This is a genomic window from Actinoplanes auranticolor, from assembly GCF_018332655.1.
Classification (GTDB): Bacteria; Actinomycetota; Actinomycetes; order Mycobacteriales; family Micromonosporaceae; genus Actinoplanes; species Actinoplanes auranticolor.
Map to the genome: position 1 here is coordinate 1 of NZ_BOQL01000066.1, position 26,025 is coordinate 26,025.

Annotated in this window: 27 protein-coding genes and 2 pseudogenes; 7 read left to right on the forward strand and 22 right to left on the reverse strand. The window is 71.3% G+C overall.

Features of this window, described 5'->3' with window-relative positions:
• The 10 genes from Aau02nite_RS36605 to paaN all read right to left on the reverse strand — a co-directional run.
• On the reverse strand, nucleotides 1-186 hold a 186-nt coding region (locus tag Aau02nite_RS36605), incomplete at its 3' end, for a hypothetical protein (RefSeq protein WP_212993216.1).
• Nucleotides 187-220: 34 nt separating this feature from the next.
• Nucleotides 221-1,279, reverse strand: coding sequence for a 1,2-phenylacetyl-CoA epoxidase subunit PaaE (paaE, locus tag Aau02nite_RS36610; RefSeq protein ID WP_212993217.1), 1,059 nt, complete (start codon nucleotides 1,277-1,279; stop codon nucleotides 221-223).
• A gap of 1 nt (nucleotide 1,280) precedes the next feature.
• Nucleotides 1,281-1,772 (reverse strand): 1,2-phenylacetyl-CoA epoxidase subunit PaaD, encoded by a 492-nt coding sequence (paaD, locus tag Aau02nite_RS36615; RefSeq protein WP_212993218.1) that lies wholly within the window; start codon nucleotides 1,770-1,772, stop codon nucleotides 1,281-1,283.
• Nucleotides 1,766-2,650, reverse strand: coding sequence for a 1,2-phenylacetyl-CoA epoxidase subunit PaaC (paaC, locus tag Aau02nite_RS36620; RefSeq protein ID WP_212993219.1), 885 nt, complete (start codon nucleotides 2,648-2,650; stop codon nucleotides 1,766-1,768). Before paaC ends, paaD begins: the two co-directional genes overlap by 7 nt.
• A 9-nt stretch (nucleotides 2,651-2,659) precedes the next feature.
• A complete protein-coding gene (paaB, locus tag Aau02nite_RS36625; protein ID WP_212993220.1) occupies nucleotides 2,660-2,956 on the reverse strand; it encodes a 1,2-phenylacetyl-CoA epoxidase subunit PaaB in 297 nt (98 codons plus the stop codon).
• Nucleotides 2,953-3,900 (reverse strand): 1,2-phenylacetyl-CoA epoxidase subunit PaaA, encoded by a 948-nt coding sequence (gene paaA / locus Aau02nite_RS36630; RefSeq protein ID WP_212993221.1) that lies wholly within the window; start codon nucleotides 3,898-3,900, stop codon nucleotides 2,953-2,955. Before paaA ends, paaB begins: the two co-directional genes overlap by 4 nt.
• Entirely contained in the window at nucleotides 3,897-4,787 is an 891-nt protein-coding gene (locus Aau02nite_RS36635; RefSeq protein ID WP_212993222.1) for a 3-hydroxyacyl-CoA dehydrogenase family protein, read from the reverse strand. The genes paaA and Aau02nite_RS36635 overlap by 4 nt, the downstream gene beginning before the upstream one ends.
• Before the next feature lie 184 nt (nucleotides 4,788-4,971).
• Nucleotides 4,972-5,733, reverse strand: a complete 762-nt coding sequence (locus tag Aau02nite_RS36640) for an enoyl-CoA hydratase/isomerase family protein (protein ID WP_212993223.1) — start codon at nucleotides 5,731-5,733, stop codon at nucleotides 4,972-4,974.
• Nucleotides 5,733-6,947 (reverse strand): thiolase family protein, encoded by a 1,215-nt coding sequence (locus tag Aau02nite_RS36645; RefSeq protein WP_212993224.1) that lies wholly within the window; start codon nucleotides 6,945-6,947, stop codon nucleotides 5,733-5,735. Before Aau02nite_RS36645 ends, Aau02nite_RS36640 begins: the two co-directional genes overlap by 1 nt.
• Complete coding sequence (paaN, locus tag Aau02nite_RS36650) at nucleotides 6,940-8,628, reverse strand: phenylacetic acid degradation protein PaaN (protein WP_212993225.1); 1,689 nt, start codon at nucleotides 8,626-8,628, stop codon at nucleotides 6,940-6,942. Before paaN ends, Aau02nite_RS36645 begins: the two co-directional genes overlap by 8 nt.
• 83 nt (nucleotides 8,629-8,711) lie before the next feature.
• Here paaN and paaI point away from each other — a divergent pair, with 83 nt between their 5' ends.
• Genes paaI through paaK form a run of 3 tightly spaced genes read left to right on the forward strand, consistent with a single transcriptional unit; the run spans nucleotide 8,712 to nucleotide 11,114 of the window.
• Nucleotides 8,712-9,131 (forward strand): hydroxyphenylacetyl-CoA thioesterase PaaI, encoded by a 420-nt coding sequence (gene paaI / locus Aau02nite_RS36655; protein ID WP_246595710.1) that lies wholly within the window; start codon nucleotides 8,712-8,714, stop codon nucleotides 9,129-9,131.
• Nucleotides 9,128-9,790 (forward strand): TetR/AcrR family transcriptional regulator, encoded by a 663-nt coding sequence (locus tag Aau02nite_RS36660; RefSeq protein ID WP_212993226.1) that lies wholly within the window; start codon nucleotides 9,128-9,130, stop codon nucleotides 9,788-9,790. Before paaI ends, Aau02nite_RS36660 begins: the two co-directional genes overlap by 4 nt.
• A 19-nt stretch (nucleotides 9,791-9,809) precedes the next feature.
• Nucleotides 9,810-11,114, forward strand: coding sequence for a phenylacetate--CoA ligase PaaK (gene paaK, locus Aau02nite_RS36665; protein WP_212993227.1), 1,305 nt, complete (start codon nucleotides 9,810-9,812; stop codon nucleotides 11,112-11,114).
• Between the two features lie 6 nt (nucleotides 11,115-11,120).
• Here the strand turns inward: paaK and Aau02nite_RS36670 are convergent.
• Nucleotides 11,121-11,537, reverse strand: a pseudogene (locus Aau02nite_RS36670) (LacI family DNA-binding transcriptional regulator); the annotation flags it as partial.
• Between the two features lie 41 nt (nucleotides 11,538-11,578).
• Here Aau02nite_RS36670 and Aau02nite_RS36675 point away from each other — a divergent pair.
• From Aau02nite_RS36675 to Aau02nite_RS36690, 4 genes are all read left to right on the forward strand, one after another.
• Nucleotides 11,579-12,103 (forward strand): Gfo/Idh/MocA family protein, encoded by a 525-nt coding sequence (locus tag Aau02nite_RS36675; protein WP_212993228.1) that lies wholly within the window; start codon nucleotides 11,579-11,581, stop codon nucleotides 12,101-12,103.
• Between the two features lie 122 nt (nucleotides 12,104-12,225).
• A complete protein-coding gene (locus Aau02nite_RS36680) occupies nucleotides 12,226-12,384 on the forward strand; it encodes a hypothetical protein (protein WP_212993229.1) in 159 nt (52 codons plus the stop codon).
• A 259-nt stretch (nucleotides 12,385-12,643) separates the two neighbouring features.
• Nucleotides 12,644-12,802, forward strand: a complete 159-nt coding sequence (locus Aau02nite_RS36685) for a hypothetical protein (protein WP_212993230.1) — start codon at nucleotides 12,644-12,646, stop codon at nucleotides 12,800-12,802.
• A gap of 41 nt (nucleotides 12,803-12,843) precedes the next feature.
• Nucleotides 12,844-14,370: an OmpA family protein gene (locus tag Aau02nite_RS36690; RefSeq protein ID WP_212993231.1), complete on the forward strand. Its 1,527-nt coding sequence runs from the start codon at nucleotides 12,844-12,846 to the stop codon at nucleotides 14,368-14,370.
• Between the two features lie 237 nt (nucleotides 14,371-14,607).
• On the opposite strand, the pseudogene Aau02nite_RS47955 reads toward Aau02nite_RS36690, so the two are convergent.
• From Aau02nite_RS47955 to iolC, 11 genes and pseudogenes are all read right to left on the reverse strand, one after another.
• Nucleotides 14,608-14,733 (reverse strand): annotated as a pseudogene (locus Aau02nite_RS47955) (sugar phosphate isomerase/epimerase); the annotation flags it as partial.
• 148 nt (nucleotides 14,734-14,881) lie between these two features.
• Nucleotides 14,882-15,913, reverse strand: a complete 1,032-nt coding sequence (locus Aau02nite_RS36700; protein ID WP_246595711.1) for a Gfo/Idh/MocA family oxidoreductase — start codon at nucleotides 15,911-15,913, stop codon at nucleotides 14,882-14,884.
• Nucleotides 15,910-16,725, reverse strand: coding sequence for an ATP-binding cassette domain-containing protein (locus tag Aau02nite_RS36705; RefSeq protein ID WP_212993232.1), 816 nt, complete (start codon nucleotides 16,723-16,725; stop codon nucleotides 15,910-15,912). The genes Aau02nite_RS36700 and Aau02nite_RS36705 overlap by 4 nt, the downstream gene beginning before the upstream one ends.
• A 3-nt stretch (nucleotides 16,726-16,728) precedes the next feature.
• Entirely contained in the window at nucleotides 16,729-17,796 is a 1,068-nt protein-coding gene (locus tag Aau02nite_RS36710; RefSeq protein WP_212993233.1) for an ABC transporter permease, read from the reverse strand.
• Nucleotides 17,797-17,866: 70 nt separating this feature from the next.
• A complete protein-coding gene (locus tag Aau02nite_RS36715) occupies nucleotides 17,867-18,862 on the reverse strand; it encodes a sugar ABC transporter substrate-binding protein (RefSeq protein ID WP_212993234.1) in 996 nt (331 codons plus the stop codon).
• A 31-nt stretch (nucleotides 18,863-18,893) separates the two neighbouring features.
• Nucleotides 18,894-19,784 carry a TIM barrel protein gene (locus Aau02nite_RS36720; RefSeq protein WP_212993235.1) on the reverse strand — a complete coding sequence of 297 codons (891 nt, stop codon included), beginning with the start codon at nucleotides 19,782-19,784 and terminating at the stop codon, nucleotides 18,894-18,896.
• 7 nt (nucleotides 19,785-19,791) lie between these two features.
• Nucleotides 19,792-21,288 (reverse strand): CoA-acylating methylmalonate-semialdehyde dehydrogenase, encoded by a 1,497-nt coding sequence (locus Aau02nite_RS36725; RefSeq protein ID WP_212993236.1) that lies wholly within the window; start codon nucleotides 21,286-21,288, stop codon nucleotides 19,792-19,794.
• Between the two features lie 13 nt (nucleotides 21,289-21,301).
• On the reverse strand, nucleotides 21,302-23,155 hold the full coding sequence (gene iolD, locus Aau02nite_RS36730; protein ID WP_212993237.1) for a 3D-(3,5/4)-trihydroxycyclohexane-1,2-dione acylhydrolase (decyclizing): 1,854 nt from the start codon (nucleotides 23,153-23,155) through the stop codon (nucleotides 21,302-21,304).
• Nucleotides 23,152-24,027: a 5-deoxy-glucuronate isomerase gene (iolB, locus tag Aau02nite_RS36735; RefSeq protein ID WP_212993238.1), complete on the reverse strand. Its 876-nt coding sequence runs from the start codon at nucleotides 24,025-24,027 to the stop codon at nucleotides 23,152-23,154. The genes iolD and iolB overlap by 4 nt, the downstream gene beginning before the upstream one ends.
• Nucleotides 24,024-24,893, reverse strand: a complete 870-nt coding sequence (locus tag Aau02nite_RS36740) for a Cgl0159 family (beta/alpha)8-fold protein (RefSeq protein WP_212993239.1) — start codon at nucleotides 24,891-24,893, stop codon at nucleotides 24,024-24,026. The genes iolB and Aau02nite_RS36740 overlap by 4 nt, the downstream gene beginning before the upstream one ends.
• Nucleotides 24,886-25,836, reverse strand: coding sequence for a 5-dehydro-2-deoxygluconokinase (gene iolC / locus Aau02nite_RS36745; protein ID WP_212993240.1), 951 nt, complete (start codon nucleotides 25,834-25,836; stop codon nucleotides 24,886-24,888). Before iolC ends, Aau02nite_RS36740 begins: the two co-directional genes overlap by 8 nt.
• Between the last annotated feature and the right edge of the window lie 189 nt (nucleotides 25,837-26,025).

Sequence of the window (26,025 nt, forward strand, 5' to 3'; positions counted from 1 at the left end):
AGAGATCGCGTTAGGAGTTCTAAGGCTCACCCCAAAGGTGAGAGTCCGTCCATTTATCGACAGGCAGGCCCGGATCAGTACCGCCGGCACGTTCGACGTGCCCTTCGCCCGCAGATTGACCATTCCCACCGGGAAGGCACCCACCGCTTCGCTGAAACCACAATGGACAACAGCACGACGAGACACGGCCGTACAGTCGTGGAAGCCGACTCCGCTGGTCTCAGTCGTCGAAGTCGACGATGACCTTCGCCGAGGTCGGCGTCGACTGGCAGGTCAGGACGAATCCCGCCGCCACCTCGGCCGCCTCCAGCGCGAAGTTGCGCCGCATCACCACATCACCCTCGACCACCCGCGCCCGGCACGTCCCGCACACCCCGCCCTTGCAGGCGAACGGCAGATCCGGCCGCGACCGCTGCGCACCCTCGAGGACCGTCTCCCCCTCCGGCACGGTGACCGTGGTCGACCGCCCGTCGAGCACCACGGTCACCTCGCTGCTCGGCCCCTCGAGCCGGCGCTCCTCCCGGACCGGCTCCGGCGGCGCCTCGTCCACCCAGAACAGTTCTCGGTGCACCCGCGCCGGCTCGACCCCGTGCTCGCCGAGCACCTCGGTCGCCGCGGTGACCATGCCGAACGGCCCGCACAGCCACCAGTGGTCCACCGCGTCGACGTCGATCAGCAGCGGCAGCAGCGTGCGGAGCTTGTCCGCGTCGAGCCGGCCGGTGAGCAGGTCCACCTCGCGCGGTTCACGTGACAGCAGGTGCACCAGTTCGAGGCGGGCCGGGTGGGCGTCCTTCAGGTCCGCGAGTTCCTCGGCGAACATGACGGTGTCCGCGCGCCGGTTGCCGTACAGGATGCTGACGTGGGCTTCCGGGTGCTGCAGCAGCGACGCCGCGATCGACAGCACCGGGGTGATGCCGGAGCCGGCGGCGATCAGCACGTGCCGGCCACCGGTCGTGAGGTCGGGGGTGAACGAGCCCGTCGGCGGCGCGACCTCGACCTCGTCGCCGGCCCGCACGTCGTGCACCAGCCAGGACGACACCAGGCCGCCGGGGACCTCGCGTACGCCGATCCGCGGCCGCGCGCCGGCCGGTGCGCAGATCGAATAGGTACGGCGCTCGTCGGCCCCGTCGCCGATATGCCGGACCGTCAGCGACTGCCCGGGCCGGAAGGCGTACCGGTCGGCCAGGTCGTCGGGCACGTCGAAGGTGACGGCTACCGCGTCGTCGCAGAGCCGCTCGACGGCCGCGACGCGCAGCGGGTGGAACTCGCGGACCACCACGTCAGATCTCCTTCACGTGCTCGAACGGCTCGCGGCAGACCGGGCAGCGGTGCAGGGAACGGCACGCGGTGGCGCTGAACGCGGCGATCTCCTCGGTGTCGGGGTTACCGCACTGCGGACAGGCGATGGCGCGGCGGCTCGGCACCAGGGTGAGCGGGACCGGGCCCGACGCCCGGCGAGGCGCCGCGCCCGGTGGAGAGATCCCGGCAGCGGCGAGCTTGAGGCGCCCGGCCGCAGTGATCCAGTCCGTGGTCCAGGCGGGCGTGAGGACGGTCCGCACCTCGACCTGGGCGTAGCCGGCCCGGCGGAGAGCCTCGGTGAGGTCGTCCTGGATGGTCTGCATCGCCGGGCAGCCCGAGTACGTCGGGGTGATCGTCACGACGACCCGGTCACCGGACTCGTCGACGCCTCGCAGGATGCCCAGGTCGGCGAGGGTGAGCATGGGCAGCTCGGGATCGGTGACCCGGGCGGCCACGGCAGCCGCGGTCACCACACGCTCCCGGGCAGGGACCGCGCCACGCCCTGCAACTCGGCGAGGATCTCGGTCAGCGCGGGAGTGTGCACGCCATCGCGTCCGGTGCCGCCGGGTGCGCTCTCCTCGGCCACGGCGGCCAGGGGCTGGAGCGTCGCGGCCTGAAGGACCTGCGCCCACACCGCGTCGAATTCGGACCGTACCGTCGACGGGTCCACCGCCACGGCGGCCGGGGCCAGGCGCAGCTCGACCCGGTCCGGCACGAACAGCTCGCCGACCAGCGGCGTCACCGCGTCGACGGCGGCCTGCATGCGGTCGTGGGAGAGATCCGTACCGTCGCCGAGGCGGACCACCCACTGCGCTGCGTAGTCACGGTGGTAGGTCACCTCCTTGACGCCCTTCGCCGCGATCGCCGCCAGCACCGGGTCGGTCGAAGTGGTCAGCCTGTCCAGCAGCGCCAGCCGCCACGCCGAGAACACCAGCAGCCGGGCCACCAGGTGCGCGAAGTCGGCATCCGCCCGTTCGACGAGCCGCACGTTGCGGAAGCCGGTGGCGTCCCGCAGGTAAGCGAGAGCGTCCTCGTCGCGCCCCGCGTCCTCCACCTCGGCGGCCCGGGTCAGCAGCAGCCGGGCCTGGCCGAGCAGGTCCAGGGCGATGTTGGCCAGCGCCAGCTCGTCCTCGAGCTCGGGCGCGCGGGTCACCCACTGCTGCAGCCGGTGCGACATGATCAGCGCGTCGTCGCCGAGCGCCACGCAGTACGCGCTCAGATCCCCCCGGTCCACGTCCTGCGGAACGGCGGTGTCCACACCGGCGAGCGGGTCGGCGAACCCGGTGCCGTAAGCCCACCGCGCATCGTCGTCGTGGTCGGTGAGCGCCTCGTAGGCGGCGTCGAAGGACATGGCATCGCCTCAGATGTGTGGTACGGAGTCGGGGATCGAGTAGTACGTCGGATGCCGGTAGACCTTGTCGCCGCTCGGCGAGAAGAAGGCCTCCTTCTCGTCCGGGCTGGACGCGGCCACGTCGTCCGACCGCACCACCCAGATGCTCACGCCCTCGTTGCGCCGCGTGTACAGGTCACGGGCGTGGTGCAGGGCCATCTGGTGGTCGGCGGCCCGCAGCGAGCCGACGTGCACATGGTTGAGGCCGCGCTTGGCCCGTACGAACACCTCGAACAGCGGCCACTCGTGCTTGATCTCCTCGGTCATGCCGCTGCCTCCTGACGACGCCGGGCGTGCGCGGCGGCGGCCTCGCGGACCCAGGCGCCCTCCTCGTCGGCGCGACGCCTGTTCTCGATACGCAGGGCGTTGCAGGGCCCGTCGCCGGAGATGACCCGCTTGAGCTCGGACCAGTCGATCGGCCCGAAGTCCCAGTGTCCGCGTTCCTCGTTCCAGCGCAGCTCCGGGTCGGGCAGGGTGACGCCGAGGGCCTCGGCCTGCGGCACGCTCATGTCGACGAACCGCTGCCGCAGCTCGTCGTTGCTGTGCCGCTTGATCTTCCAGGCCATGGACTGGGCCGAGTTCGGCGACTGGTCGTCGGGCGGGCCGAACATCATCAGCGACGGCCACCACCAGCGGTTGACCGCGTCCTGCACCATCTCGCGCTGCGCCGGGGTACCGCGCATCATCGTCATCAGCAGCTCGTAGCCCTGTCGCTGGTGGAAGGACTCCTCCTTGCAGATGCGGATCATCGCGCGCCCGTACGGCCCGTACGAGCTGCGGCACAGCGGCACCTGGTTGCAGATCGCGGCACCGTCGACGAGCCAGCCGATGACGCCGACGTCGGCGAACGACAGCGTCGGGTAGTTGAAGATCGACGAGTACTTCTGCCGGCCCTCGATGAGCCGCCGCGTGAGGTCCCCGCGGTCGGCGCCCAGGGTCTCGGCCGCCGAGTAGAGGTAGAGCCCGTGCCCGGCCTCGTCCTGCACCTTGGCCAGCAGGATCGCCTTGCGGCGCAGCGAGGGCGCCCGGGTGATCCATTCACCCTCCGGCTGCATCCCGATGATCTCGGAGTGCGCGTGCTGGGCGATCTGCCGGATCATCGTCCTGCGGTAGCCGTCCGGCATCCAGTCGCGCGGCTCGATGCGCTGGTCCTTGGCGATGGTCTCGGTGAACGACTTCTCGTTGGTCTCCGTGACCGACGTGTCCGTCATCGGGTCTCCTCCCAGGTGTGGAAGCCCTGTCCGGTCTTGCGGCCCAGCTCGCCGCGGGTCACTTTGTCCCGCAGCAGCCGGGGCGGCTCGAACCGCTCGCCCAGCTCCCGGTGCAGGTGCTCCGCGATGGCGAGCCGGACGTCCAGGCCGACGAGGTCGGTCGAGCGCAGCGGTCCCATCGGGTGCCGGTAGCCGAGCTCCATGGCCCGGTCGATCGACGCGGCGTCCGCGACGCCTTCCTCCAGCATCCGGATGGCCTCCAGGCCGAGCAGCACACCGAGGCGGCTGGTGGCGAAGCCCGGCGAGTCACGGACGACGATCGGGGTCTTGCCCAGCCCGGCCGTCCAGGACCAGGCGGCGTCGCGAACGGTGTCGGCGGTCTGCGGCCCGACGACGATCTCGACGAGCTCGCTGGCCGGCACCGGGTTGAAGAAGTGCATGCCGACGAAGCGCGCGGGCCGGCGCAGGCCCTCGGCGATCCCGGCGATGGAGAGGGAGCTCGTGTTGGTCGCGAGCACGGTGTGCTCGGCGACGGCCTGCTCGGCGGCGGCGAGAACCTCGATCTTGATCCGGGCGTCCTCGGGCACGGCCTCGACAACCAGGTCCGCTTCCGCGGGCAGCGTGGCGAGGTCGTCGGTGACGGTGATCCGGTCGAGGACGAGGCCGGGATCCTCAGCCAGCTTGCCCCGGTCGGCGGCCCGGCGCAGCGTGGCACCGAGACGTTCCCGGGTGGCCGCGCCGGCGGCCCGGTCGGCCTCGACGACGGTCACGGAGGCACCGGCCGTGGCGAAGACCTGCGCGATGCCCGCGCCCATCCGGCCACCACCGATCACGGCGACAGCCTTCGGCACGCCTGAGCCCACCGGCGGCGGCGTGGCGGCAGTCATCGTTGTTCTCCGTCTTGAACGGCATCCGGCCCTGGGCCGAAGGCAGGCCCAACGGCATCCATCGCCGCCCCGGCACCCGGAAGGTGAGACGGTGGCCGCCGTGCGGCTGAGGCGCATCGGAGAGTTGTTGCCGCTCCCCCGGCTGAAGATGCGCCGGACCGGAGCCCGAGCACCAGAACGGCGGTCATCGGCGTTCCCCCGACAGAAAAGCGTCCATCCGGGCGCGCTTGTCCGCTGATTCGAAGAGGATCGCCTGGGCCAGGTCGTCCACGACCGGGTGGCCGCCCGGGGAGTCGGTGACGAGTTTCGTCAGCCGCAGCGCGAGCGAACCCGAACGGGCCATCCGGTCGAGCAGGGCGTGCGCCCGGTTCAGCAGCTCCTCCGCCGGCACGATCTCGGCCACCAGGCCCAGCCGGTGGGCGTCCTCGGCGTCGAGGCGCCGGCCGGCCAGCAGCACCTGCTTGGCCACCGAGGCGCCGACCAGCTCGCGCAGGCGCCAGCAGGCTCCGGCCGCGGCCAGGATGCCCAGGCCCGGCTCGGGGTTGCCGAAGGTCGCCGTCGGCGAGGCCAGGCGGACATCGCAGGCGTAGGCCAGCTCGGCGCCACCGCCGAGCGCCCAGCCGTCGACCGCAGCCACCGTGGGCAGGGGCAAGCGGGCGATCCGGTCGAACAGCCGGCTGTTGATGCCCTGCAGAGCCTGCTCACGGCCGCGGTCGCGCAGCTCGGTGATGTCGGCGCCGGCGGCGAAGGTGCCACCGTCGCCGGTGAGCAGCAGCAACCGCGGCCGCTCCTCCAGACCGGCGCACACGTCGTGCAGCTCGCGGACCATGGCCGCGTTGATGGCGTTGCGGGCCTGCGGCCGGTGCAGCGTCACGACCACGCGGTCGTCCGACTCCTCGACCTTGACGGTGGCGGGAGGCGGGACGGCCGCGGTGAGGTCCGGCATCAGACGCGCTCCACCAGCATGGCGACGCCCTGGCCGACCCCGACGCACAGCGTGGCCAGGCCGCGGCGGGCGTCCTCGCGTTCCATCCGGCCCAGCAGGGTGACGGTGAGCCGGGCGCCGGAGCAGCCCAGCGGGTGCCCGAGGGCGATCGCGCCGCCGTCGGCGTTGACCCGGTCCTCGTCCAGCTTGAGCCGGCGCAGGACCGCCAGCGACTGCACGGCGAAGGCCTCGTTGAGCTCGACCGCGTCGACGTCACCGACGCCCCAGCCGGCCCGGGCCAGGGCCTTCTCCGTGGCGGGCACCGGGCCGAGACCCATGATCTGGGGCGGTACGCCCGCGCTGGCCGAGGTGACGATGCGGGCGCGCGGGGTCAGGCCGTACCGCTGCACGGCCTCGGCACTGGCCACCACCACGGCCGCGGCGCCGTCCGAGAGCGGCGAGGACGATCCCGCTGTCACCACCCCACCGGCGCGGAACACGGGCCGCAGAGCGCCGAGACGTTCCAGACTGCTGCCGCGGCGCGGGATCTCGTCGACGGTCATCTCGCCGTCCTTGAGCGGCACCGGCGTGATCTCGGCGGCGAAACGGCCCGCGTCGATCGCGGCAATGGCCCGCTCGTGGCTGCGCAGCGCGAAGGCGTCGCTGTCGGCGCGGCTGATGCCGTCGAGGGCCGCGACCTCCTCCGCCGTCTCCCCCATGGCCAGGGTGACCCGGCGGTCCTCGGGGCCGCTGCCCGCGTCCTTGTCGTGCGCGGTGAAGCGGGGGTTGGTGAAGCGCCAGCCGAGCGAGGAGTCCACGATCTCGCCGGGACGGGCCCACGGCGTGCCGGGCTTGGCCATCACCCACGGGGCCCGGGTCATCGACTCCACGCCGCCGGCCACGATCAGCTCGGCCTCGCCGCTGCGGACCGCCTGAGCCGCGGAGATGATCGCGGTCAGGCCGCTGGCACACAGCCGGTTGACCGTGTACCCGGGCACGGTGTCAGGCAGGCCCGCCAGCAGGGCGGCCATCCGGGCGACGTTGCGGTTGTCCTCACCGGCCTGGTTGGCCGCACCGAGGATCACCTCGTCGATGGCTTCCCCGGGCACTCCGCCGCGGCTGACCGCCTCCCGGACGACCAGGGCGGCGAGGTCGTCGGGGCGCACGCCGGACAGGGCACCGCCGTACTTGCCCTGCGGGGTGCGGACTCCGCCGACCAGGAACGCCTCAGGCATTGCTCTCCTCGGTGACGTGGTGCCGCGACTGCAGCGTGAAGAAGCGGCCGGTGACGAAGTGGGCGTCGCTCAGCGAGGCGGTCGCGGCCGGGTTCGCCGCCGTGCCGTGCAGGTCGCTGAACGCGGCGGTCTGGTTGACGAAGACGCCGCCGGTGAGGTTCTCCGACAGGTGCACACGGGCGTCGAGCGCGGCCTCACGGGCGGCGGCCAGCACCTCGGGAGAGGTCGCATACACCGAGGCGGTGAGCGCGCCGTGGTGCTGGACCGTCTCGGTGAACACCGCCAGGCTGTGCCGGGTCGACTCGGTGGCGATGACGAACGACACCGGCCCGAACCACTCGCGGGTGTAGGCCTTCTCGTCCGCGGCGTCGAGCCGCAGCACCACGGGGGTCCGGATGGTCGCGTCCGGGAACTGCTCGTCGGCCACGGCGGTGGACGGGTGGATCACGGTGGGGGCGTTGCCGGCCTCGGTGAGCCGGGCCAGCACGCCGTCGTTGACGATCGCGCCCAGCGTGCCCGCGGCGCGCTTCGGGTCGCCGAGCAGCTTGTCGAGAGCGGCGGACAGGTCGGCGCCGAACTCCTCCACGCTGCGGTGGCCGGCGTCGGTCTCGATGCCGGTCGAGGGCACCAGCAGATTCTGCGGGGTGGTGCACATCTGGCCGCTGTAGAGCGACAGGGAGAACGCCAGGTTGCGCAGCAGGCCCTTGTAGTCGTCGGTGGAGTCGACGATGACCGTGTTGAGCCCGGCCTTCTCGGTGTAGACCGCGGCCTGCCGGGCGTTGGCCTCCAGCCAGTTGCCGAACTCGCTGGAGCCGGTGAAGTCCACGATCCGGACGTCGGGGTGGGTGGCCAGGGTGGCGGCGACGCCGTCGCCGCGCTCCTCGACCGCCAGGGTGACCAGGTTGGGGTCCTGCCCCGCCTCGTCGAGCACCTCGCGGGCGATCTGCACGGTGATGGCGAGCGGCAGCACGGCGCCCGGGTGCGGCTTGACGATGACGGGATTGCCGGTGACCAGGCTGGCGAACAGGCCCGGGTAGCCGTTCCAGGTGGGGAAGGTGTTGCAGCCGATCAGCAGGGCGACGCCGCGGCCGACGACCGTGCTGGTCTTGACCATGCGCAGCGGGTCGCCGCCACGCTGCGGCTTGGCCCACGTCGTGGTGGCGGGGATGCTGGTCGACGCGGCGAGCGCGACGGCGACGGCCTCGAGCCCCCGGTCCTGGGCGTGCGCCCCGCCGGCCTGGAACGCCATGACGAACGCCTGGCCGGTGGTGTGCTGCACGGCGTGGGCGATCTCGAAGATGCGGGCGTTGATCCGGTGCAGGATCTCGGCGGCCACCCCGGCGCGGCCCTGCGGCCCGGCGGCACGCCAGCCTGGGGTGGCGGCGCGGGCGGCGGCGATCAGCTCGGCCGGGTCACCCTTGGGATAGCGGATGTCCAGAGCGATCCCGTACGGCGAGCGCTCGGTCGCCACGGTGCCACTCGCACCGGGCACCTCGACCGGGAACTCCGTGCCGAGCAGGGCCCGGAACGCACGCTCACCGGCCGGCGCGGCGTCCTCACCGTAGACGGACTTGCTGGGCGATTCGGGGTACGCAGACCAGTAGTCGCGCGTCGCGGCCGCCTCGATCGCCTTGTCGAGCAGCTGGCGGTGCTTCTCGTAGAACTCGGCGGGGGTTGTCATCGGCGCTCCTGTGCGGTTGGCTGTATCCATATTTACCGTCCGTTCGGTCGGTAATCAAGAGCGGGCCGGAAACGGAGGGGAACATGGCACGGGCGGACGGAGGGCGTACGGCGGCGCACGACATGTTCGACCGCGACCGGGCCTCCAGGGCGCTCGGCATCGAGCTGATCTCCGCGGGCGCGGGCAGCGCGGTCGCGCGGATGCGCGTGACCGCCGAGATGGTCAACGGCCACGGCATGACCCACGGCGGCTACCTGTTCCTGCTGGCCGACACGGCCTTCGCCCTGGCCTGCAACACCGCCGGCCCGGTCACCGTCGCGGCCGGCGCCGACATCACCTTCCTGCGCCCCACCGCGGAGGGCGACGAGCTCGAGGCCCGGGCCGTCGAGCGCGCGTCCAGCGGCCGCAGCGGTGTCTACGATGTCACGGTGACGCGCGATGGGGACGTGATCGCCGAGTTCCGCGGTCGCAGCCGAGTGATCAGCCCGGGCCGGCCCGCATGACCGACGGGACCGAGGCCGGCGCGAGCGAGCTGGCGCGCGCCGAACGCATCGTCGACTACCTCGAGGAACGCAACCGGCCCAAGCGGGGACGGCCCGGCCACGACCTCGGCGCGGTGCTGGCGGCGGCCGTCCGGCTGTTCAACGAGCGCGGCTACGAGGCCACCAGCATGGACGACGTGGCCAAACGGCTGGGCATCACCAAGTCGAGCCTGTACCACCACGTCACCGGCAAGCAGGAGCTGCTGCGGATCGCCGTCGACCAGGCCCTGGACGGTCTGCACGAGGCGATGGACGAGGTCGAAGGGCTGGAGGCGCCCGCGCTCGACCGGCTGGAGTTCCTCATCCGGCGCAGCGTGCTCGTCCTCGCGGAGCGGCTGGAGTACGTGACGCTGCTGCTGCGCGTACGCGGGAACACGGCTGTGGAGCAGCAGGCCCTGCTGCGCCGCCGGATCTTCGACGCCAAGGTGACCGAGCTGGTCAAGCAGGCCCAGGCCGAGGGGTCCATGCGCCCGGACGTGGACGCCGCCACCGCCGCCCGGCTGCTCTTCGGCATGGTCAACTCATTGATCGAGTGGTACAGCCCGCGCCGCGGCGGCGCGGCGGAGCTGGCCGACACCGTCACCACGATCGCCTTCGACGGCCTGCGCACGAGGCTGTGAGGTTCGAAGAGGAGACGACATGCAGGACCGTACCCCCCGCCCCGAGGATCTCGACCCGGTCGAGCGGGCGTCCGTCGACGAGCTGCGGGCGCTGCAGCTGCGGCGCCTGCAATGGTCGCTGCGCCACGAGTACGACAACGTGCCGCAGTACCGCAAGATGTTCGACGTGGCCGAGGTCCACCCCGACGACCTGCGCGAGCTGACGGACCTGGCCAGGTTCCCGTTCACCGACAAGGCGGTGCTGCGCGCGAACTACCCGTTCGACATGTTCGCCGTCCCCCGCGAGCAGATCTCCCGCCTGCACGCCTCGTCGGGCACGACGGGGCGCCCGACGGTCGTCGGCTACACCCGGCAGGACATCCGCACCTGGTCCGAGCTGATGGCGCGGTCCATCCGCGCCTCCGGCGGCCGCCGCGGCGACCGGGTCCACGTCGCCTACGGGTACGGCCTGTTCACCGGCGGGCTGGGCGCTCATTACGGCGCGGAGGAGCTGGGCTGCACGGTCATCCCGGTGTCCGGCGGCATGACCGAGCGCCAGGTGATGCTCATCAACGACTTCAAGCCGGACGTCATCATGGTCACACCCAGCTACATGCTGGCCATCGTGGACGAGATGCACCGGCAGGGTATCGACCCGCGGGCCACGTCGCTGGCCGTCGGCATCTTCGGCGCCGAGCCGTGGACGCAGGACCTGCGGCGCGAGATCGAGGAGCAGCTCGACATCCACGCGCTGGACATCTACGGCCTGTCCGAGGTGATGGGGCCCGGCGTGGCGACCGAGTGCGTCGAGACCAAGGACGGGCTGCACGTCTGGGAGGACCACTTCTACCCGGAGATCATCGACCCGCAGACCGGCGAGGTGCTGCCGGACGGCGAGCAGGGCGAGCTGGTCCTCACCTCGCTGAGCAAGGAGGCCATGCCGGTCGTGCGCTACCGCACCCGCGACCTCACCCGGCTGCTGCCGGGCACGGCCCGCCCGATGCGCCGCATCGAGAAGATCACCGGCCGTACGGACGACATGATCATCCTGCGCGGGGTGAACCTCTTCCCGACCCAGATCGAGGAGCTGATCCTGCGCACGCCCGAACTGGCACCGCACTTCCAGTGCCTGCTGAGCCGGGACGGGCGCCTCGACACGATGACGGTGAAGGTGGAACGCCGGCACGGCGTCGAGCCGGCGGCGGCCGAGCTGGCCGGGCGGCAGCTGGCCACCCTGGTCAAGAACACCATCGGCGTCAGCGTGGCGGTCGACGTGATCGAGCCGGACGGTGTGGAACGCTCGGTGGGCAAGATGCGCCGCATCGTCGATCAGCGGCGAGGCTGATCGGCACTATTGCTCCGGCCGGGGCGGGGGCCCGGTGCTGCCCCGGACCACCAGGCGGGGGTTCAGGACCACCTCGAGGCGCTGCTTGCGGCCCTCGTCGAGGCGCTGGACCGCAGCCAGCACAGCATGACGGGCCTGGGCCGCCGCGTCCTGGTTCACCGTGGTCAGGTCGATGTGGACGAGATGCGCGAGCGTGCTGTCGTCGTACCCCACGATCGAGATCTGCCCGGGCACCTCGATGCCGGCGCGGACGAACGCATCCATGACCCCGACGGCGCAGCGGTCGTTGGAGGCCATGACGGCCGTCGGCCGGTCGGCGCCCGCGGCGAGCAGGCGCCCGGCGCGGATGCCGTCCTCCTCGGTGGGGTCGCCCGCGATGATGCGGATCTCGTCGGCGAGCCCGGCGCGGTTAAAGCGCTTTAAACCTCGGACCCGCTCTCCGCTCCCCTCAGCCGGAGGTCCCCATGACCCACTCCTCCCCCGGCGTCGCCGTCATCGGCGCCGGCGTGGTCGGCCGCGCCCACACGAACGCCTACCGCAACGCCGGCACCGTCTTCGCCCCCGGGCGGCCCGCGCCACGCCTGGTCGCCATCGCCGACGCCCACGAGCCCTTCGCCGCCGATGCGGCCGCACGCTACGGCTTCGCCCGCACCGAGACCGACTGGCGGGCCGTGATCGAGGCGCCCGACATCGACGCGGTCACCGTCGCGGTCGCCAACAACCTGCACCGCGAGATCGTCGAGGCCGCGCTGGCCGCCGGCAAACACGTCCTCTGCGAGAAGCCGCTCGCCCCAGCCTCGAGGACGCGCAGGCCATGGTCGACGCCGCCGCGGCCACCGACCGGGTGGCGGCGGTCGGCCTCATCTTCCGCCGCTCCCCCGCGATCACCGCCATCCTCGAGCAGGTCCGCGCGGGCGGCCTGGGCCGGGTGCGGCACCTCGTCGGCACCTACTTCACCGACTTCGGCTTCGATCCGCAGCGCCCGATGAGCTGGCGCTACCTGGGTGGCCCCGGGTTCCGGCGTGCTCGCCGACATCGGCAGCCACCTCGTCGACCTCGCCGAGCTCTTCTGCGGCCCGACCACCGGCGTGCAGGGCACGTCGATGAGCACGTGGAGGAGTTCTGGGTGCCGTTCCTGCGGGCGTTGAGTGCGGTGGACGCGGACATGGCGGTCAACATCGAGCACGAAGATCAGGAGTTCGGCCAGGTTGAGGGGTTGCGCCTGGCGGCGGAGAACCTTTTGGATGCGGCTGCCCGCGCGGGCGTCTGAGTAGGCGGTTGAGACGCGGTTGAGGGCGCACCGGGGTCGTCGGCGGCGGTTGAGTGGTTGTTTCGCTCGTGGGGTGCTCGGCGGCGTGAGCCTTTCCGGCCGCGGAGGCGGCTCGGGTCGGCGCGCGGATGATGTCAGGGGGTGGAGAACAGACCGAGATGTCGTGGGTTCCCGCGCTGCGGCCTTCCACTGATCGAAGACGAGCTGAGGGTGCCCGGGTGCCGCCCGCTGCCCGGCGGGAGGTGCGGCCAGCTGCAGCATGCGATATCGGCCCCCCGCAAAGCGCAGCGCGGTCAGCGCGGTCAGCGGTGACCTGAAGCCGGTCGAGGCCACCATGTTCGACAACGGCGCGGCCTTTCTGCGCTACGAGGTCAAGGAGGCGCTTCCGGAGAACCGGGCGGTCAGCCACGCCGACTAGGCTGGGCGGGGTCACCTTACTGCCGGTCGCCGGGAGGTCACGTGCGGCGCTCACTCGCCCTGCTCGCCGCCGGCATGATCGTTGCTGTCGCCGGGGCCTGCAGTGACGAGGCGGCTCCGCCGGAGAGCTCGCCGCCGCCGGTCAGTCCGTCCGCGTCAGGGAGCGCGACCATCCAGCCCGGCGCCCAGGTGCGGACCGTCGACGCCGCCGGCGACATTCTGCAGATGAGTGTCGGGCCGCTGATCCGGTCCGGCGACTCCGTGGTGCTCACCGTGCAGACCCGGCTCGAACGGTCCGCCGGCAACAGTGCCAGCATCGTCAGCCGGCACTTCTCCACTCTCCTGACCAACTCCTTCGACGCCGGCAGGCTCGTCGATGAGACCGGGCGGCGGGTCTTTCTCGTCTCCGAAGGGCTCGACGGCAGCGGCTGCGTCTGCACCGGGCTCACCCGATTCGAGGTCGGTGAGACCCGTCCCCTGCAGGCCGTCTTCCGCGGCGTTCCCACCGACGTCCAGCGGCTGTCGGTGATGCTGCCCTACGCCGGCGTGTTCACCGACGTTCCCGTCACCGACGGGGTCGTGCCCGCGCCGCCCGCCGAGCAGACCAGGGCCGGCCAGGTGCAGGAGCCCCTCGACCCGGCAACAGCCGCCCCCGCGTTCACCGCCGCCCTGGAGTCCTACACCGAGCGGCTCGACGTCGCCCTGCGGACGCGGCGGAGCGCCGACCGGGTCGACATCAGCCTGGACACCGACGTGCTCTTCCGGCTGGACAGTGCCGAGCTCACTCCCGGCGCCGGCAAGTCCATAACCGCCGCGGTCGCTGACCTGAAGGCGGCCGGGCCCGGCCCGCTCACGGTCACCGGCCACACCGACAGCACCGGCACCACCGCGCACAACCAGGACCTGTCGCAGCGGCGGGCGCAGGCCGTGGCCAAGGCGCTCCGGGAGGCGCTGCCCGACCGGCAATGGCCCAAGACCGTCGCCGCCGAGGGTGAGAGCAGGCCGGCCGTGCCCAACGATTCCGACGCCCATCGGGCGCTGAACCGGCGGGTGGCCATCACCTACCGGGCCCGCGGACAGGCCGCCGCGGCACCCGCGAAGGCCGTGCTACCCAAGACCACCGGCGAGCAGGGCCGGGCTCCCGACGGGGTCGAGGTCGCCATGCCGCTCAACCGGGGCACCATCCGGTTCGTGCCGGGGCCGGCCACCGTACGGGGGCCGTACCTGCTGCTCAGTCTCACCGCCCGCAACGTCGGCGACAGCAAGGCCACCATCCTGGACTTCCTCGGCCAGGGCGTCTTCACGGTCCGCGACGAGTTCGACCCGTACGCCCGGTACGGCACCGCCGGTGTCCGCCTGCTCGCCGGGGACACCGCCGCCTACGGGCTCGACTACGAGTCCTCCCCCGGCGCCCATCGCTGCCTCTGCGACCGGATCCTCAACAAGGCCATTCCGCCGGGCAGCGAACAGGTCCTCGCCCTCTGGTTCCCGGCCCCGCCCGCCGGCACGGGCACCGTCACCCTCGACGTGCCCGACCGGCTGCGGATCACCGGCATCCCGCTCGGGTGACCTCCGCTCAGCGGCTGTACTTGGCCAGGTACTGGTTCACCTGCTCCAGGTTGAACCGGCCGCTGTCGGCCGCGCGTTCCTCCCAGGCGAAGACACAGACCGTGGCGATCCCGTCGAAGCCCACCTCGGCCAGCGTCCGGAGCGCCAGAACTGGGCCTCGCTCGCCGCGGCGGCCTCCGGGCGGCCGTTGAACTCCGAGTTCATCACGTCCACGCCGAGGTCGACCGTGATCTCGATGGCCCGCTTCCAGTACCGCACCGCGGCCTGGCGCTCGTCCTCGTCCGGCCCCGACCACTTGTACAGCGGCAGCACCGACGCCACGGAGACCTCGGCCGCGGCCAGCTCGCGCTTGAACGCGGCCACGTCGGCCGACGAGCCCGCGGGTGCAGGAAGAACGGCAGGAAGTCGTCGCGCGGTGACAGCTCGATGTGGTGGTAACCCAGGCCCGCCACCGTCCGCGGCAACTCCAGCAACGGAACCCCGCGCAACATGTACGGATCCAGCGCGATCTTCACGACAGCACCGCCTCGGCGGCGTAGAGGTCCGGACGAGCAGCCAGCACCACCGGTACGCGGTCCCCGCTGCGCAGGGCCGCCACGCCCGCGTCCGACACCACCGCAGCCGCGTAGCCGTCCCACGCGTTCGGGCCCACCGGGGTGCCGCCGCCGGCCAGCGAGTCGATCCACTCCTGGATCTCCCCGTCGTACGCGCGCAGGAACCGCTCGCGCCAGTCGGCCGGCACCGGCGTGGACACCTGCCGGGACGTCCGGACCGTCACCGGGCTCAGCTCGCCCAGCGCCGCCGTACCGTCCTCACCCACGACCTCGCCGCGGATGTCGTAGCCGTACCGGATGTTCACCGAGATCTCCACGTCGACCAGCGCGCCGCCCGCCATCTCCAGGATCAGGAAGAGCGGGTCCTGCAAGGGGCCGCCGTTGCGGCTCCGCCGCGGGATCAGCACCCGGGCCGCGGTGATCTCCTCGCCGAACATCCAGCGGACCATGTCGATCTCGTGCACCGCGGTGTCGGTGATGGCGCTCTCCTTCTCGTAGAAGGCGGGCACGTCCGCGTTGCGGTGCGCGCAGTGCATCATCAGCGGCGCGCCGATCGCACCGCTGTCGACCACCTGCTTGAGGGCCCGGTACGCCGCGTCGTACCGGCGCATGTAGCCGACCTGCACCAGCCGGCGGCCGGCCGCCACCTCGGCCTGCACGATCCGCAGGCAAGCCTCCTGGGTGGTGGCCAGCGGCTTCTCGCAGAAGACCGGCTTACCCGCGGCGATCGACGCGAGCACGTACTGCTCGTGGGTGGGTCCCCACGAGCAGACGACGACCGCGTCGACCGCCGGGTCGGCGATCAGCTCCTCGCCCGTGGCGTGCAGCGTGGCGCCCGGCAGGCCCTCGACGACCTTCTTGGCCGTGTCCACGTCGACGTCGGTGACGGCGGTGACCGTCACACCGGCCAGCACCGTGGTCATCCGCCGGATGTGGTCCCGGCCGATCATTCCGGTGCCGATGACACCGACCCGCAACATGCTGCTCATCGGCCGAGCTCGTGCGACAGCTCGGTCAGTTCGTCGCCGCCGGCCATCTGGGTGGTCAGCTCGTCCAGGCCCACCTCGGAGCGGTTCTTGTCCAGGGCCGTGCCACCGAGCTTGAGGATGATGAAGTGGTCGCCGACCAGGTAGGCGTGGTGCGGGTTGTGGGTGATGAACACGACGCCGAGGCCGGCGTCGCGGGCCGCCGCCGTGTACTTGAGGACCACGCCGGACTGCTTGACGCCCAGCGCCGCCGTCGGCTCGTCCAGGATCAGCACCCGGGCGCCGAAGTACACCGCGCGGGCGATCGCCACACACTGGCGCTGGCCGCCGGAGAGCGTGCCGATCGGCTGGTTGATGTCCTTGACGACGATGCCCATCTTGCGGAGCTCCTCGTCGGCGATCCGCTTCATGTCCTTGATCTTCATGCCGGCCAGCGGGAACCTGCCGGCGGTCAGCTCGGAGCCGAGGAAGAAGTTGCGCCAGACCTCCATCAGCGAGACCACGGCCAGGTCCTGGTACACGGTGGCGATCCCGTGGTCCAGGGCCTCCCGCGGGGACGCGAAGGTCAGCTCCTTGCCGTCGACCTTGAGGCTGCCCTCGTTGTGCGGGTGCAGCCCCGACATGATCTTGATCAGGGTGGACTTGCCGGCGCCGTTGTCGCCGAGCACGCAGGTGACCTCGCCCGCGTTGACCCGCAGGTTGATGCCGCGCAGGGCCCGGATCGCGCCGTAGCTCTTGCCGATGCCGGTCATCTCGATGAGCGGCTCACCCCTGCGCAGCCCCGCGTCGGCGTGATCGGCCAAGGTGTCAGTCATTTCTCATCCCACCTTCCGTGCGGTCGACATCCGCTTGACGTACAGGTTGACCAGTACGGCGAGCAGGAGCATCACGCCGAGGAAGGCCTTGAACCAGTTCGGGTCCCAGCCGGCGTAGACGATGCCCAGGCTGGTCATGCCGAAGATGAAGGCGCCGATCGCGACACCGATCGCGTTGCCGTAGCCGCCGGTGAGCAGCGTGCCGCCGACGACCGCGGCGATGATGTAGAGGAACTCGTTGCCCACGCCGTTGCCGGCCTGCAGCGTGTTGAAGCGGTACAGCGTGTGCATGCCGATGAACCAGCCCAGGAACGACACGGTCATGAACAGGCCGATCTTGGTGCGGATCACCGGTACGCCGACCGCGCGGGCGCTGTCCGGGTTGCCGCCGACGGCGTAGATCCAGTTACCGGTGCGGGTGCGCTGCAGGATCCAGGCCGCGAGCGCGACGAACAGGATCCACCAGATGACCGTGATCCACACGGTGACCGGGCCGATCTTGAAGCTGGACGAGAAGATCTTCTGCAGCGAGGCGAAGCCGTCGATCTGACTGATGTCGGCACTGGACACCGAGCCGGTGACCAGCTTGGTCACGCCGAGGTTGGCCCCCTGGAGCACGAAGAACGTGCCCAGCGTGATGAGGAAGCTGGGGATACCGGTCTTCATCACCAGGAAGCCGTTGACGAAGCCGATGAACAGGCAGAAGACCAGGGAGAGGATCGCACCGACCCACAGGTTCATCCCGAAGTACCAGCACACCATCGAGTTGACCAGGCCGGCCGTGGTGGTGATGACACCGGCGGAGAGGTCGAACTCGCCGCCGATCATGAGCAGGCCGACGCCCACCGCGACGATACCGATCGTGGAGGACTGGTAGAGCACGGTGAAGAACGACTCACCCGAGCGGAAGGCGGGGGCGGACACCAGGAAGAAGACGAAGATGAGGATCGCCGCCACCAGGGCACCGACCTCGGGACGGGCGAGGATGCGGTTGGACAGCCCGAGGGTGACCCGGTTGGCCGAATCGGACGGTGGTGCGGTGGACGGAGGGGACGTCTGGACATGGGTCATGGTTGTGCTCCGATGACTACCTGTGCCGGGAGAGGCCGGGTCGCGACCCGCGACCTCCCCCGGCGAGCGACTACCGGGTGTTGGTCTTGGTGAACGGCAGGATCTTGTCGATGTTCGTCTTGTCGACGAAGGACGGCCCGGTGAGCACCGGCTTGCCGCCACCGATGTCGTTGCCGTTCTTCAGGTAGAGGTAGAGCGAGGAGACGGCCAGGTACCCCTGGACGTACGGCTGCTGATCGATGGAGAACTCGACCTTGCCGTCCTGGACCTGCTGGGCGATTTCGGCGTTGAGGTCGAAGGTGACCACCTTCGCCGAGCTGCCGGCGGCGTCCTTGGCCTTCAGCGCGTCCAGGGCGATCGGCGCGCCCAGGGTGATGATGTAGTCGATCGACTTGTCCTGGGCCAGCTTGGCCTGCAGCGTGGACGTCACCGACGAGTCGTCGGCGCCGTTCACCTGGATGTTCTCCGTGCCCGGCGCCGCACTTTTGGCGCCGGCGCAGCGGGCCTCCAGCGAGACGGAGCCGGCCTGGTGGATGACGCACAACGGGTGCTTGGCCCCGGCGGCGGCGATGCGCTCGCCCGCGCTGGTGCCGGCCACGGTCTCGTCGGAGCCGAAGTACATCAGGGCGCCGAGCTTCTGGTACTGGTCGATTCCGGCGTTGAGGCCGACCACGGGGATCTTCGCGTCGGTGGCCGCCTTCACCGAGCCGGCCAGGGCGTCCGGGGTCACCAGGGTGGTGGCGATGCCGTTCACCTTGGAATCGACCGCGTTCTGGATCAGCACGGCCTGTTTGGACGCGTCCGGGTCGTTGGAGTACTTGAGGGTCACGCCCTCGTCCTTGGCGGCCTGCTGGGCGCCGGACTTGATCTTGTCCCAGAAGGTGTCACCCGGCGTCTCGTGGGTGATCATCGCGATCGTGTAGCCGGAACTGCCGGGGGCGTTGCCACCGCCGCCGGAGTTGTCGGTGGTCTCCTGCCTGCCGCCATCGCTGCAGGCGGTGAGCCCGAGGGCCAGCACCGCCGCCACGGCGACCAGGCGTGCACCTCGGATGCGACTCAGCGTCATGAGGTTCCTTCCTTCACAAGGGGAGCGGTCGTCACAGACCGACGGAATTCAGATAGGCACGGGTACGGGTGGCGATCGGCAGGGGCAGGTCGAAGTCGACCGGGTACATGTCCTGCTCGACGACGACGAACAGGTCGGCGTCCAACTCGTTGAGGGCCTCCAGCACGGACGGCACGTCCGGCCGGCCCGCCGGCGGCTCGACGCTCGCGCCCAGCGCGACGGCCTGCCCGAAGGCCAGGTCCTCGCGCTCGGCCCGCTCGGCGATCGCCGGGTCCATCTGTTTGATGTGCACGTAGCCGATCCGCTCGGGGTACTTGCGGATGACGGCCGGGATGTCCGCCCGCCGGTAGGCGAGGTGGCCGGTGTCCAGGCACAGCGAGACGTAGCGCGGATCGGTGTCGGACAGGAAGCGCTCGGTCTGCGCCTGGGTCTCCACGTGGTAGTCGGCGTGCGGATGGAACTGCATGGTGAGGCCGTACTCCTCGGCGAGGACCTTGCCGAGGGTGTTGCTGTTGTCGATCAGTGCCCGCCAGCGTTCCGGGCTCAGCTCGGCCGGCTCGTGGTAGACCCCGGTCACGTCGTCGCGGTAGCCGGGCACCGGGACGAAGATCAGGTTCTCGGCGCCGAGGGCCGTGATCAGCTCGGCGACCTTGCGGGTCTCGGCCAGCACGGCCGCGAAATCCTTGTGCGGGCCGCCGACGCCGGCGACCGTGCCGCCGGCACAGGTCAGGTCCCGGCGAGCGAGCTCGTCGCGCAGCTGGGCCGGGTCGGTGGGCAGATAGCCGTACGGGCCCAGCTCCAGCCACCGGTAGCCGGCCCCGGCCAGCTCGTCGAGGAAGCGCTGCCAGGGGGTCTGCCGCGGGTCGTCGGCGAACCACACGCCCCAGGAGTCGGGACAGCTGCCCAGCCGGAGTCGTCTCATCGCTGCCTCAGCTCGCCGTCGGGAAGTGCATGCTGGCGCCGTGCGCGGCCTCGACGTGCGGCCACCGGGAGGTCACGACCTTGCCGCGGGTGTAGAACGAGACGCCCTCCGGACCGTGGATGTGCTTGTCGCCGAAGAGAGAGTCCTTCCAGCCGCCGAAGGAGTAGTAGGCCATCGGCACCGGGATGGGAACGTTGATGCCGATCATCCCGACCCGTACCCCGCGCTGGAAGCGCCGTGCGGCCTCACCGCTGCTGGTGAAGATGGCGGTGCCGTTGCCGTACGGGTTCGCGTTGATCAGGTCGATCGCCGCCTCGACGGTGTCCGAGCGCACCACCGACAGCACCGGCCCGAAGATCTCCTCGGTGTAGACGTCCATCGAGGTCCGCACCTGGTCGATGACCGTGGGGCCGACGAAGAAGCCGTCGGAGAAGCCCGGCACCTTGAGCCCGCGGCCGTCGGCGAGCAGCTTGGCGCCCTGCTGTTCGCCCGTACCGATCAGGCCCTCGATCCGGTCGCGGGCCGCGGCCGTGACCACCGGGCCCATCTCGCTCTTCGGGTCGCGGCCGGAGCCGACCACCACCTCGCTCGCCTTGCGGGTCAGGATGTCGGCCAGCGGGTCACCGGCGGCGCCGACGGCGACCGCCGCGGAGATCGCCATGCACCGCTCGCCGGCCGAGCCGAACGCCGCCGCGGCCAGGTGGTTGGCGGCGAACTCGAGGTCGGCGTCGGGCAGGATGACGGCGTGGTTCTTGGCGCCGCCGAGGGCCTGCACCCGCTTGCCGGTCGCGGACGCCTGCCGGTGGATGTAGCGGGCGATCGGCGTGGAGCCGACGAAGGAGACCGCGGCGACGTCGGGATGCTGCAGCAGCGCGTCGACGGCGGCCTTGTCGCCGTGCACGACGTTGAAGACGCCGTCGGGCAGACCGGCCTGGCGCCACAGGTCGGCGATGTAGTTGGACGCCGACGGGTCACGCTCGCTGGGTTTGAGCACGAACGTGTTGCCGCAGGCGATGGCGACCGGGTACATCCACATCGGGACCATCACCGGGAAGTTGAACGGGGTGATGCCGGCGCAGACCCCGAGCGGCTCACGGAAGCTGAACACGTCCACGCCGGTCGACGCCTGGTCGGAGTACTCACCCTTGAGCAGCTGCGGGATGCCGCAGGCGAACTCGATGACCTCCAGGCCGCGCTGGACCTCGCCGGCCGCGTCGCTGAGGACCTTGCCGTGCTCGTCGGACACCAGCTCGGCGAGCGGCTTGACGTTGGCGTTGACCAGCTCGCGGAAGTCGAACATGATCTTCGTACGGGCGCTCAGCGACGCCTGGCTCCAGGACTCGAAGGCCGTACGCGCCGCCGCCACGGCCGCGTCCACGTCGGCGCTCTCGGCCAGCACCACCTCGTGCTGCTGAGCGCCGGTCGCCGGGTTGTAGACCGGGGCGCGGCGGGTGGCGGCACCACTGGTGAAGCTGCCGCCGATCCAATGTTCGATGGTGGTCAAGGCACTGCCCTCTCTAGAGATACTGCCGCTGGCCGCGCTTGGCCGTTTCGTAGGCGGTCCGGGCCGACCGGGTGCTGTCCAGCGCCGAGACCTCCGAGACGGGCACGTCCCACCAGCTCTCGCTGGACGGCACCGGGGACAGCGGGTCGGTCTCGATGTGCACGACGGTGAGCCGGTCGGCCTCGCGGGCCCGCTTGAGGCCCTCGGTGAGCTCGGCGATGCCGCGGCACCGGATGACGTGCGCGCCGAGGCTCTCGGCGTTGGCCGCCAGGTCGACCGGCAGCCGGTCGCCGTCGTAGTCGTCGTCCGCGCCGCGGTAGCGGTAACTGGTGCCGAAACGCTGCGAGCCGAGCGACTCCGACAGCGCGCCGATCGAGGCGAACCCGTGGTTCTGGACCAGGACGACGATCAGCTTGATGCCGTCGGCCACGGCGGTGACGATCTCCTGCGCCATCATCAGGTACGATCCGTCGCCGACCAGCGCGTACACCTCGCGGGAGGGGTCGGCCATCTTGATGCCGAGCGCGCCGGCGATCTCGAAGCCCATGCAGGAGTAGCCGTACTCGACGTGGTACTGCTTCGGGTCCCGGGCGCGCCACAGCAGTTGCAGGTCACCGGGCATGCTGCCGGCCGCCTGCACGACCACGTCACGTTGGCCGCAGGCGTCGTTGACCGCGCCGATGACCTCGCTCTGGGCCGGCAGCGGTCCGTGGCCGAGGTGGTACGCGTGATCGACCTCCCGCTGCCACGCCGCGACGTCGTCCGCGTACGACACGTCGCAGCGGTAGCCGGGGAGGGCGGCGGTCAGTGCCTCCAGGGCGGCCCGGGCATCGGCCACGACGGAGACCGCGGATTGCTTGGCCGCGTCGAAGGGCGCCACGTTCAGGTTGACGAACCGGACGTCCGGGTCGGCGAAGGCGGAGCGGGAGGCGGTCGTGAAGTCGCTGTAGCGGGTTCCGATGCCGATGATCACGTCGGCTTCCCGGGCGAGCCGGTTGGCGACCGGGGTGCCGGTGGAGCCGACTCCGCCCACCGAGTTCGGGTGGTCCCAGCTCAGTGCGCCCTTGCCGGCCTGGGTGTCGGCGACCGGGATGCCGGTGGCGCGGGCGAAGGCGTCCAGCGCGGCGGAGGCCTCCGAGTAGATCACCCCGCCGCCGGCGACGATCAGCGGACGGCGGGCGGACCGGATCACCTCGGCGGCCCGCTCGATCGCGGCCGGCTCCGGCACCGGCCGGGCCACGTGCCACACGCGCTTGGCGAACAGGGCGTCCGGGAAGTCGTACGCCTCGGCCTGCACGTCCTGGGGCAGGCAGATCGTCACCGCGCCGGTCTCCACCGGGTCGGTGAGCACCCGCATCGCCCCCAGCAGCGCCGACGCAAGTTGCTCAGGACGCCACACGCGGTCGAAGAACCGCGACAGCGGCCGGAACGCGTCGTTGACGGACACGTCGTAGGAGCGCGGATCCTCCAGCTCCTGCAGCACCGGCGCGGCGACCCGGGTCGCGAAGACATCGCTGGGCAGCAGCAGCACCGGGATCCGGTTGACCGTGGCCAGCGCCGCGCCGGTCAGCATGTTGGTCGAGCCGGGCCCGATCGAGGCCGTGCAGGCCAGTGCCGACAGCCGGTTCTTCATCCGGGCGTAGCCGACCGCGGCGTGCACCATGGCCTGCTCGTTGCGGGCCAGGTGGTACGGCAGGGCGGCCGAGCCCGTGCGCTGCGCCTGGAGCAGGGCCTGACCGACCCCGGCGACGTTGCCGTGGCCGAAGATGCCGAAACAGCCAGCGATCGCGCGCTGCTCGGCGCCGTCCCGCTCGGTCCACTGGTTGGCCAGGAACGTGACGACGGCCTGGGCGACGGTGAGTCTCACGGGCGCCTCCTCTCGGTTGCGGACGTCAGGGGCAGCCGGGGGTCCATCGCCTGCCCGGTCCAGGTGCCCCGGACCCAGGCGTGGGCCGGGTCGTCGGAGAAGAGCCACTTGCGCTCCCCCGGACCGGCCATGACGTTGAGGTAGTAGAGGTCGTAACCGGGCGCGGCCATCGACGGGCCGTGCCAGCCGTACGGAATCAGCACGACATCCCCGCTGCGCACCTCGGCGCAGATGTCGATCGGGCGGTCCGGGTGGCCGTACACGCGCTGATAGCCGGCCCCGGCAGCGCCCGACGGCGAACCGGCCACCTCGAAGTAGTAGATCTCCTCCAGCGCGGTCTCGCTCTCCCCCGGCGCGTCGTGCTTGTGCGGCGGGTACGACGACCAGTTGCCGCCCGGGGTGAGCACCTCCACCGCGATCAGCCGGTCGGCGTCGAACGAGTCCGGCGTACAGAAGTTGTTGACCTGCCGGCTGGCCTGCCCGGCCCCGCGCAGCTCGACCGGGACGTCCTCGGCCGGCCCGTAGCGGAACGGCAGCCGCCGGTCCGCGCGGGCCGCGGGCAGGGCGAAACGGCCGCCGGTCGCCGCCCGGACGGTGACCGCCGCGTCACGCGGCAGGTACGCGAAGTCGGTGACCCGGGAGAACACCGAACGCCGCCCGGTCAGGGTGACCCGCTCGTCGTCGCAGGTCACGTCGCAGCCGCCGACCAGCGGCAGCACGATCATCTCCTCGTCGCCGGTGGTGAAGCTGACCCGGGCGCCGACGGCCAGCTCGACGATCCGCAGGCCGCTGAAGCCCCAGCCGGCGCTCTGCGGGGTCACGACGGTCTCGAACGGCTTGCTCTGGGCGTCGCCGCGGCGCAGCAGTGTCATAGCAGGCCCACCGCCCGGTCGACCGCGCCCGCGACGTCCCCGCCGGGTGGATAGAGCAGGCTGCGCCCGATCACCAGGCCCTGCACGGTCGGCTGGGCCAGCGCCTTGCTCCACCGCGCGTAGGCGGCCTCGGCGTCGTCGGAGACCTCGCCACCGAGGATCAGGGCCGGCAGCGTGGTCGCCGCCATGACGCGTTCCATGTCGGCCACGACCGGGACCTTCAACCAGGTGTACGCCGAAGTGGGCCCGAGTCCCGCGGCGACCGTCATCGCCCGGATCATCGCCTCGGCGCTGAGCTCGTTGCGCACCCGGCCGTCGGCCCGGTGCGAGATGAACGGCTCGACCATCGCCATCAGCTTGTGCGCGGCCAGGTCGCCGACGGCCTTCCCGCAGCTCTCCAGCGTGCTCACGGTGCCGGCGTCGTCCGGGTCGATGCGCAGCAGCATCTTGCCACCGGAGAACCCGGCCGCGGCGAGACTGTCGCCGTCGTACGCGGTGAACCGGTCGTCGATCTCGAAGCTGGTGCCGGCCAGCCCGCCGCGGTTCATCGAGCCGATGACGACCTTGTCGTCGAGCGCGCCGAGCAGCAGCAGGTCCTCCAGGATGTCCGGGGTGCCCAGTACGCCGTTGACGCCCGGGCGTTCCAGCGCGGTGCAGATTCGCCGCAGCAGGTCGGCGCGGTTGCCCATGGCCAGCGGGTCGGGACCGGCCCGGAGCGCGCCGCGGGCCGGATGGTCGGCGGCGATGATCATCATGCGGCCGTGCTCACCGCGCCAGCCGGCGGGCCGGCGGCGGGCGGCCGCGGCGACGGCGATCGCGTCCGGGCGGTCGGCCCGGGCGGCGACGATCTCGTGGACGTCAAGCACGGCCGGCCTCCTCGATCAGCTGGCGGACCTCGGACTCGGTCGGCATGGCTTCGGCGCAGGCCAGACGGGTGGTGACGATGGCCCCGGCGGCGTTGCAGAAGCGCATCGTGGTCTCCAGGTCCCAGCCGGAGAGCAGCCCGTGGCACAGCGCGCCGCCGAAGGCGTCACCGGCGCCGAGGCCGTTGACCACCTCGATCGGCACCGGCGGCACCTGCACCTGTTCCTTGCCGTCGGAGGCCAGCACGCCGAGCGGTCCCTGCTTGACCACGGCGAGCTCGACACCCGCGTCGTGCAGGGCCTGCGCGGCGGCGTGCGGCTCACGGACGCCCACCGCGGTCTCGCACTCGTCGAGGTTGCCGACCGCGACGGTCACGTACGGCAACGCCTGGCTGATCCACTCGCGGGCCTGCTCGCGGGACTCCCAGAACATCGGCCGGTAGTCGAGGTCGAGGACCGTGATGCCCGACTTGTTGCGGGCCCGCAGCGCGGCCAGGGTGGCCTCCCGCGACGGCGACTGGCACAGGCCGGTGCCGGTGACCCAGAAGATGCCGGCCGCCCGGATCGCCGCCAGGTCCAGTTCGGACTCCGCTATCTCCAGGTCGGGTGCCTTCGGGAAACGGTAGAAGTACAGCGGGAAGTCGTCCGGCGGGAAGATCTCGCAGAAGGTGACCGGGGTGGGCAGCGCCGCCACCGGTGCGACGAAGCGGTCGTCGACGCCGAAGCCGCGCAACGCGTCGTGGATGAACTCGCCGAACGGGTCGGCGCCGGTCCGGCTGATCACCGCGCTGCGCCGGCCGTAGCGGGCGGCGGCGACGGCGACGTTGGTGGGGCTGCCACCGAGGAACTTGGCGAAGGTGCGGACCTCGCGCAGCGAGACGCCGATCTGCTCGGGATACAGGTCGACGCCGATCCGTCCCATGGTCAGTACCTCGTCTGCGGACATGCGTCCCCCTGGGAATGACGGATGGGCCGTGCGGGGAGAGTCGGGCGCGCTGCGGCGCCTGGTGTGCCGTGCTGGTTACGGCGCGGTGAAATGTCTTCGGGGCCGGTGCGTCGGCTCGTTTCGATGTAATAACGTGGGGGCTTCCACGTCAATACTTTGTTATGACAAACTGAAAAACGAAGGGGGTTC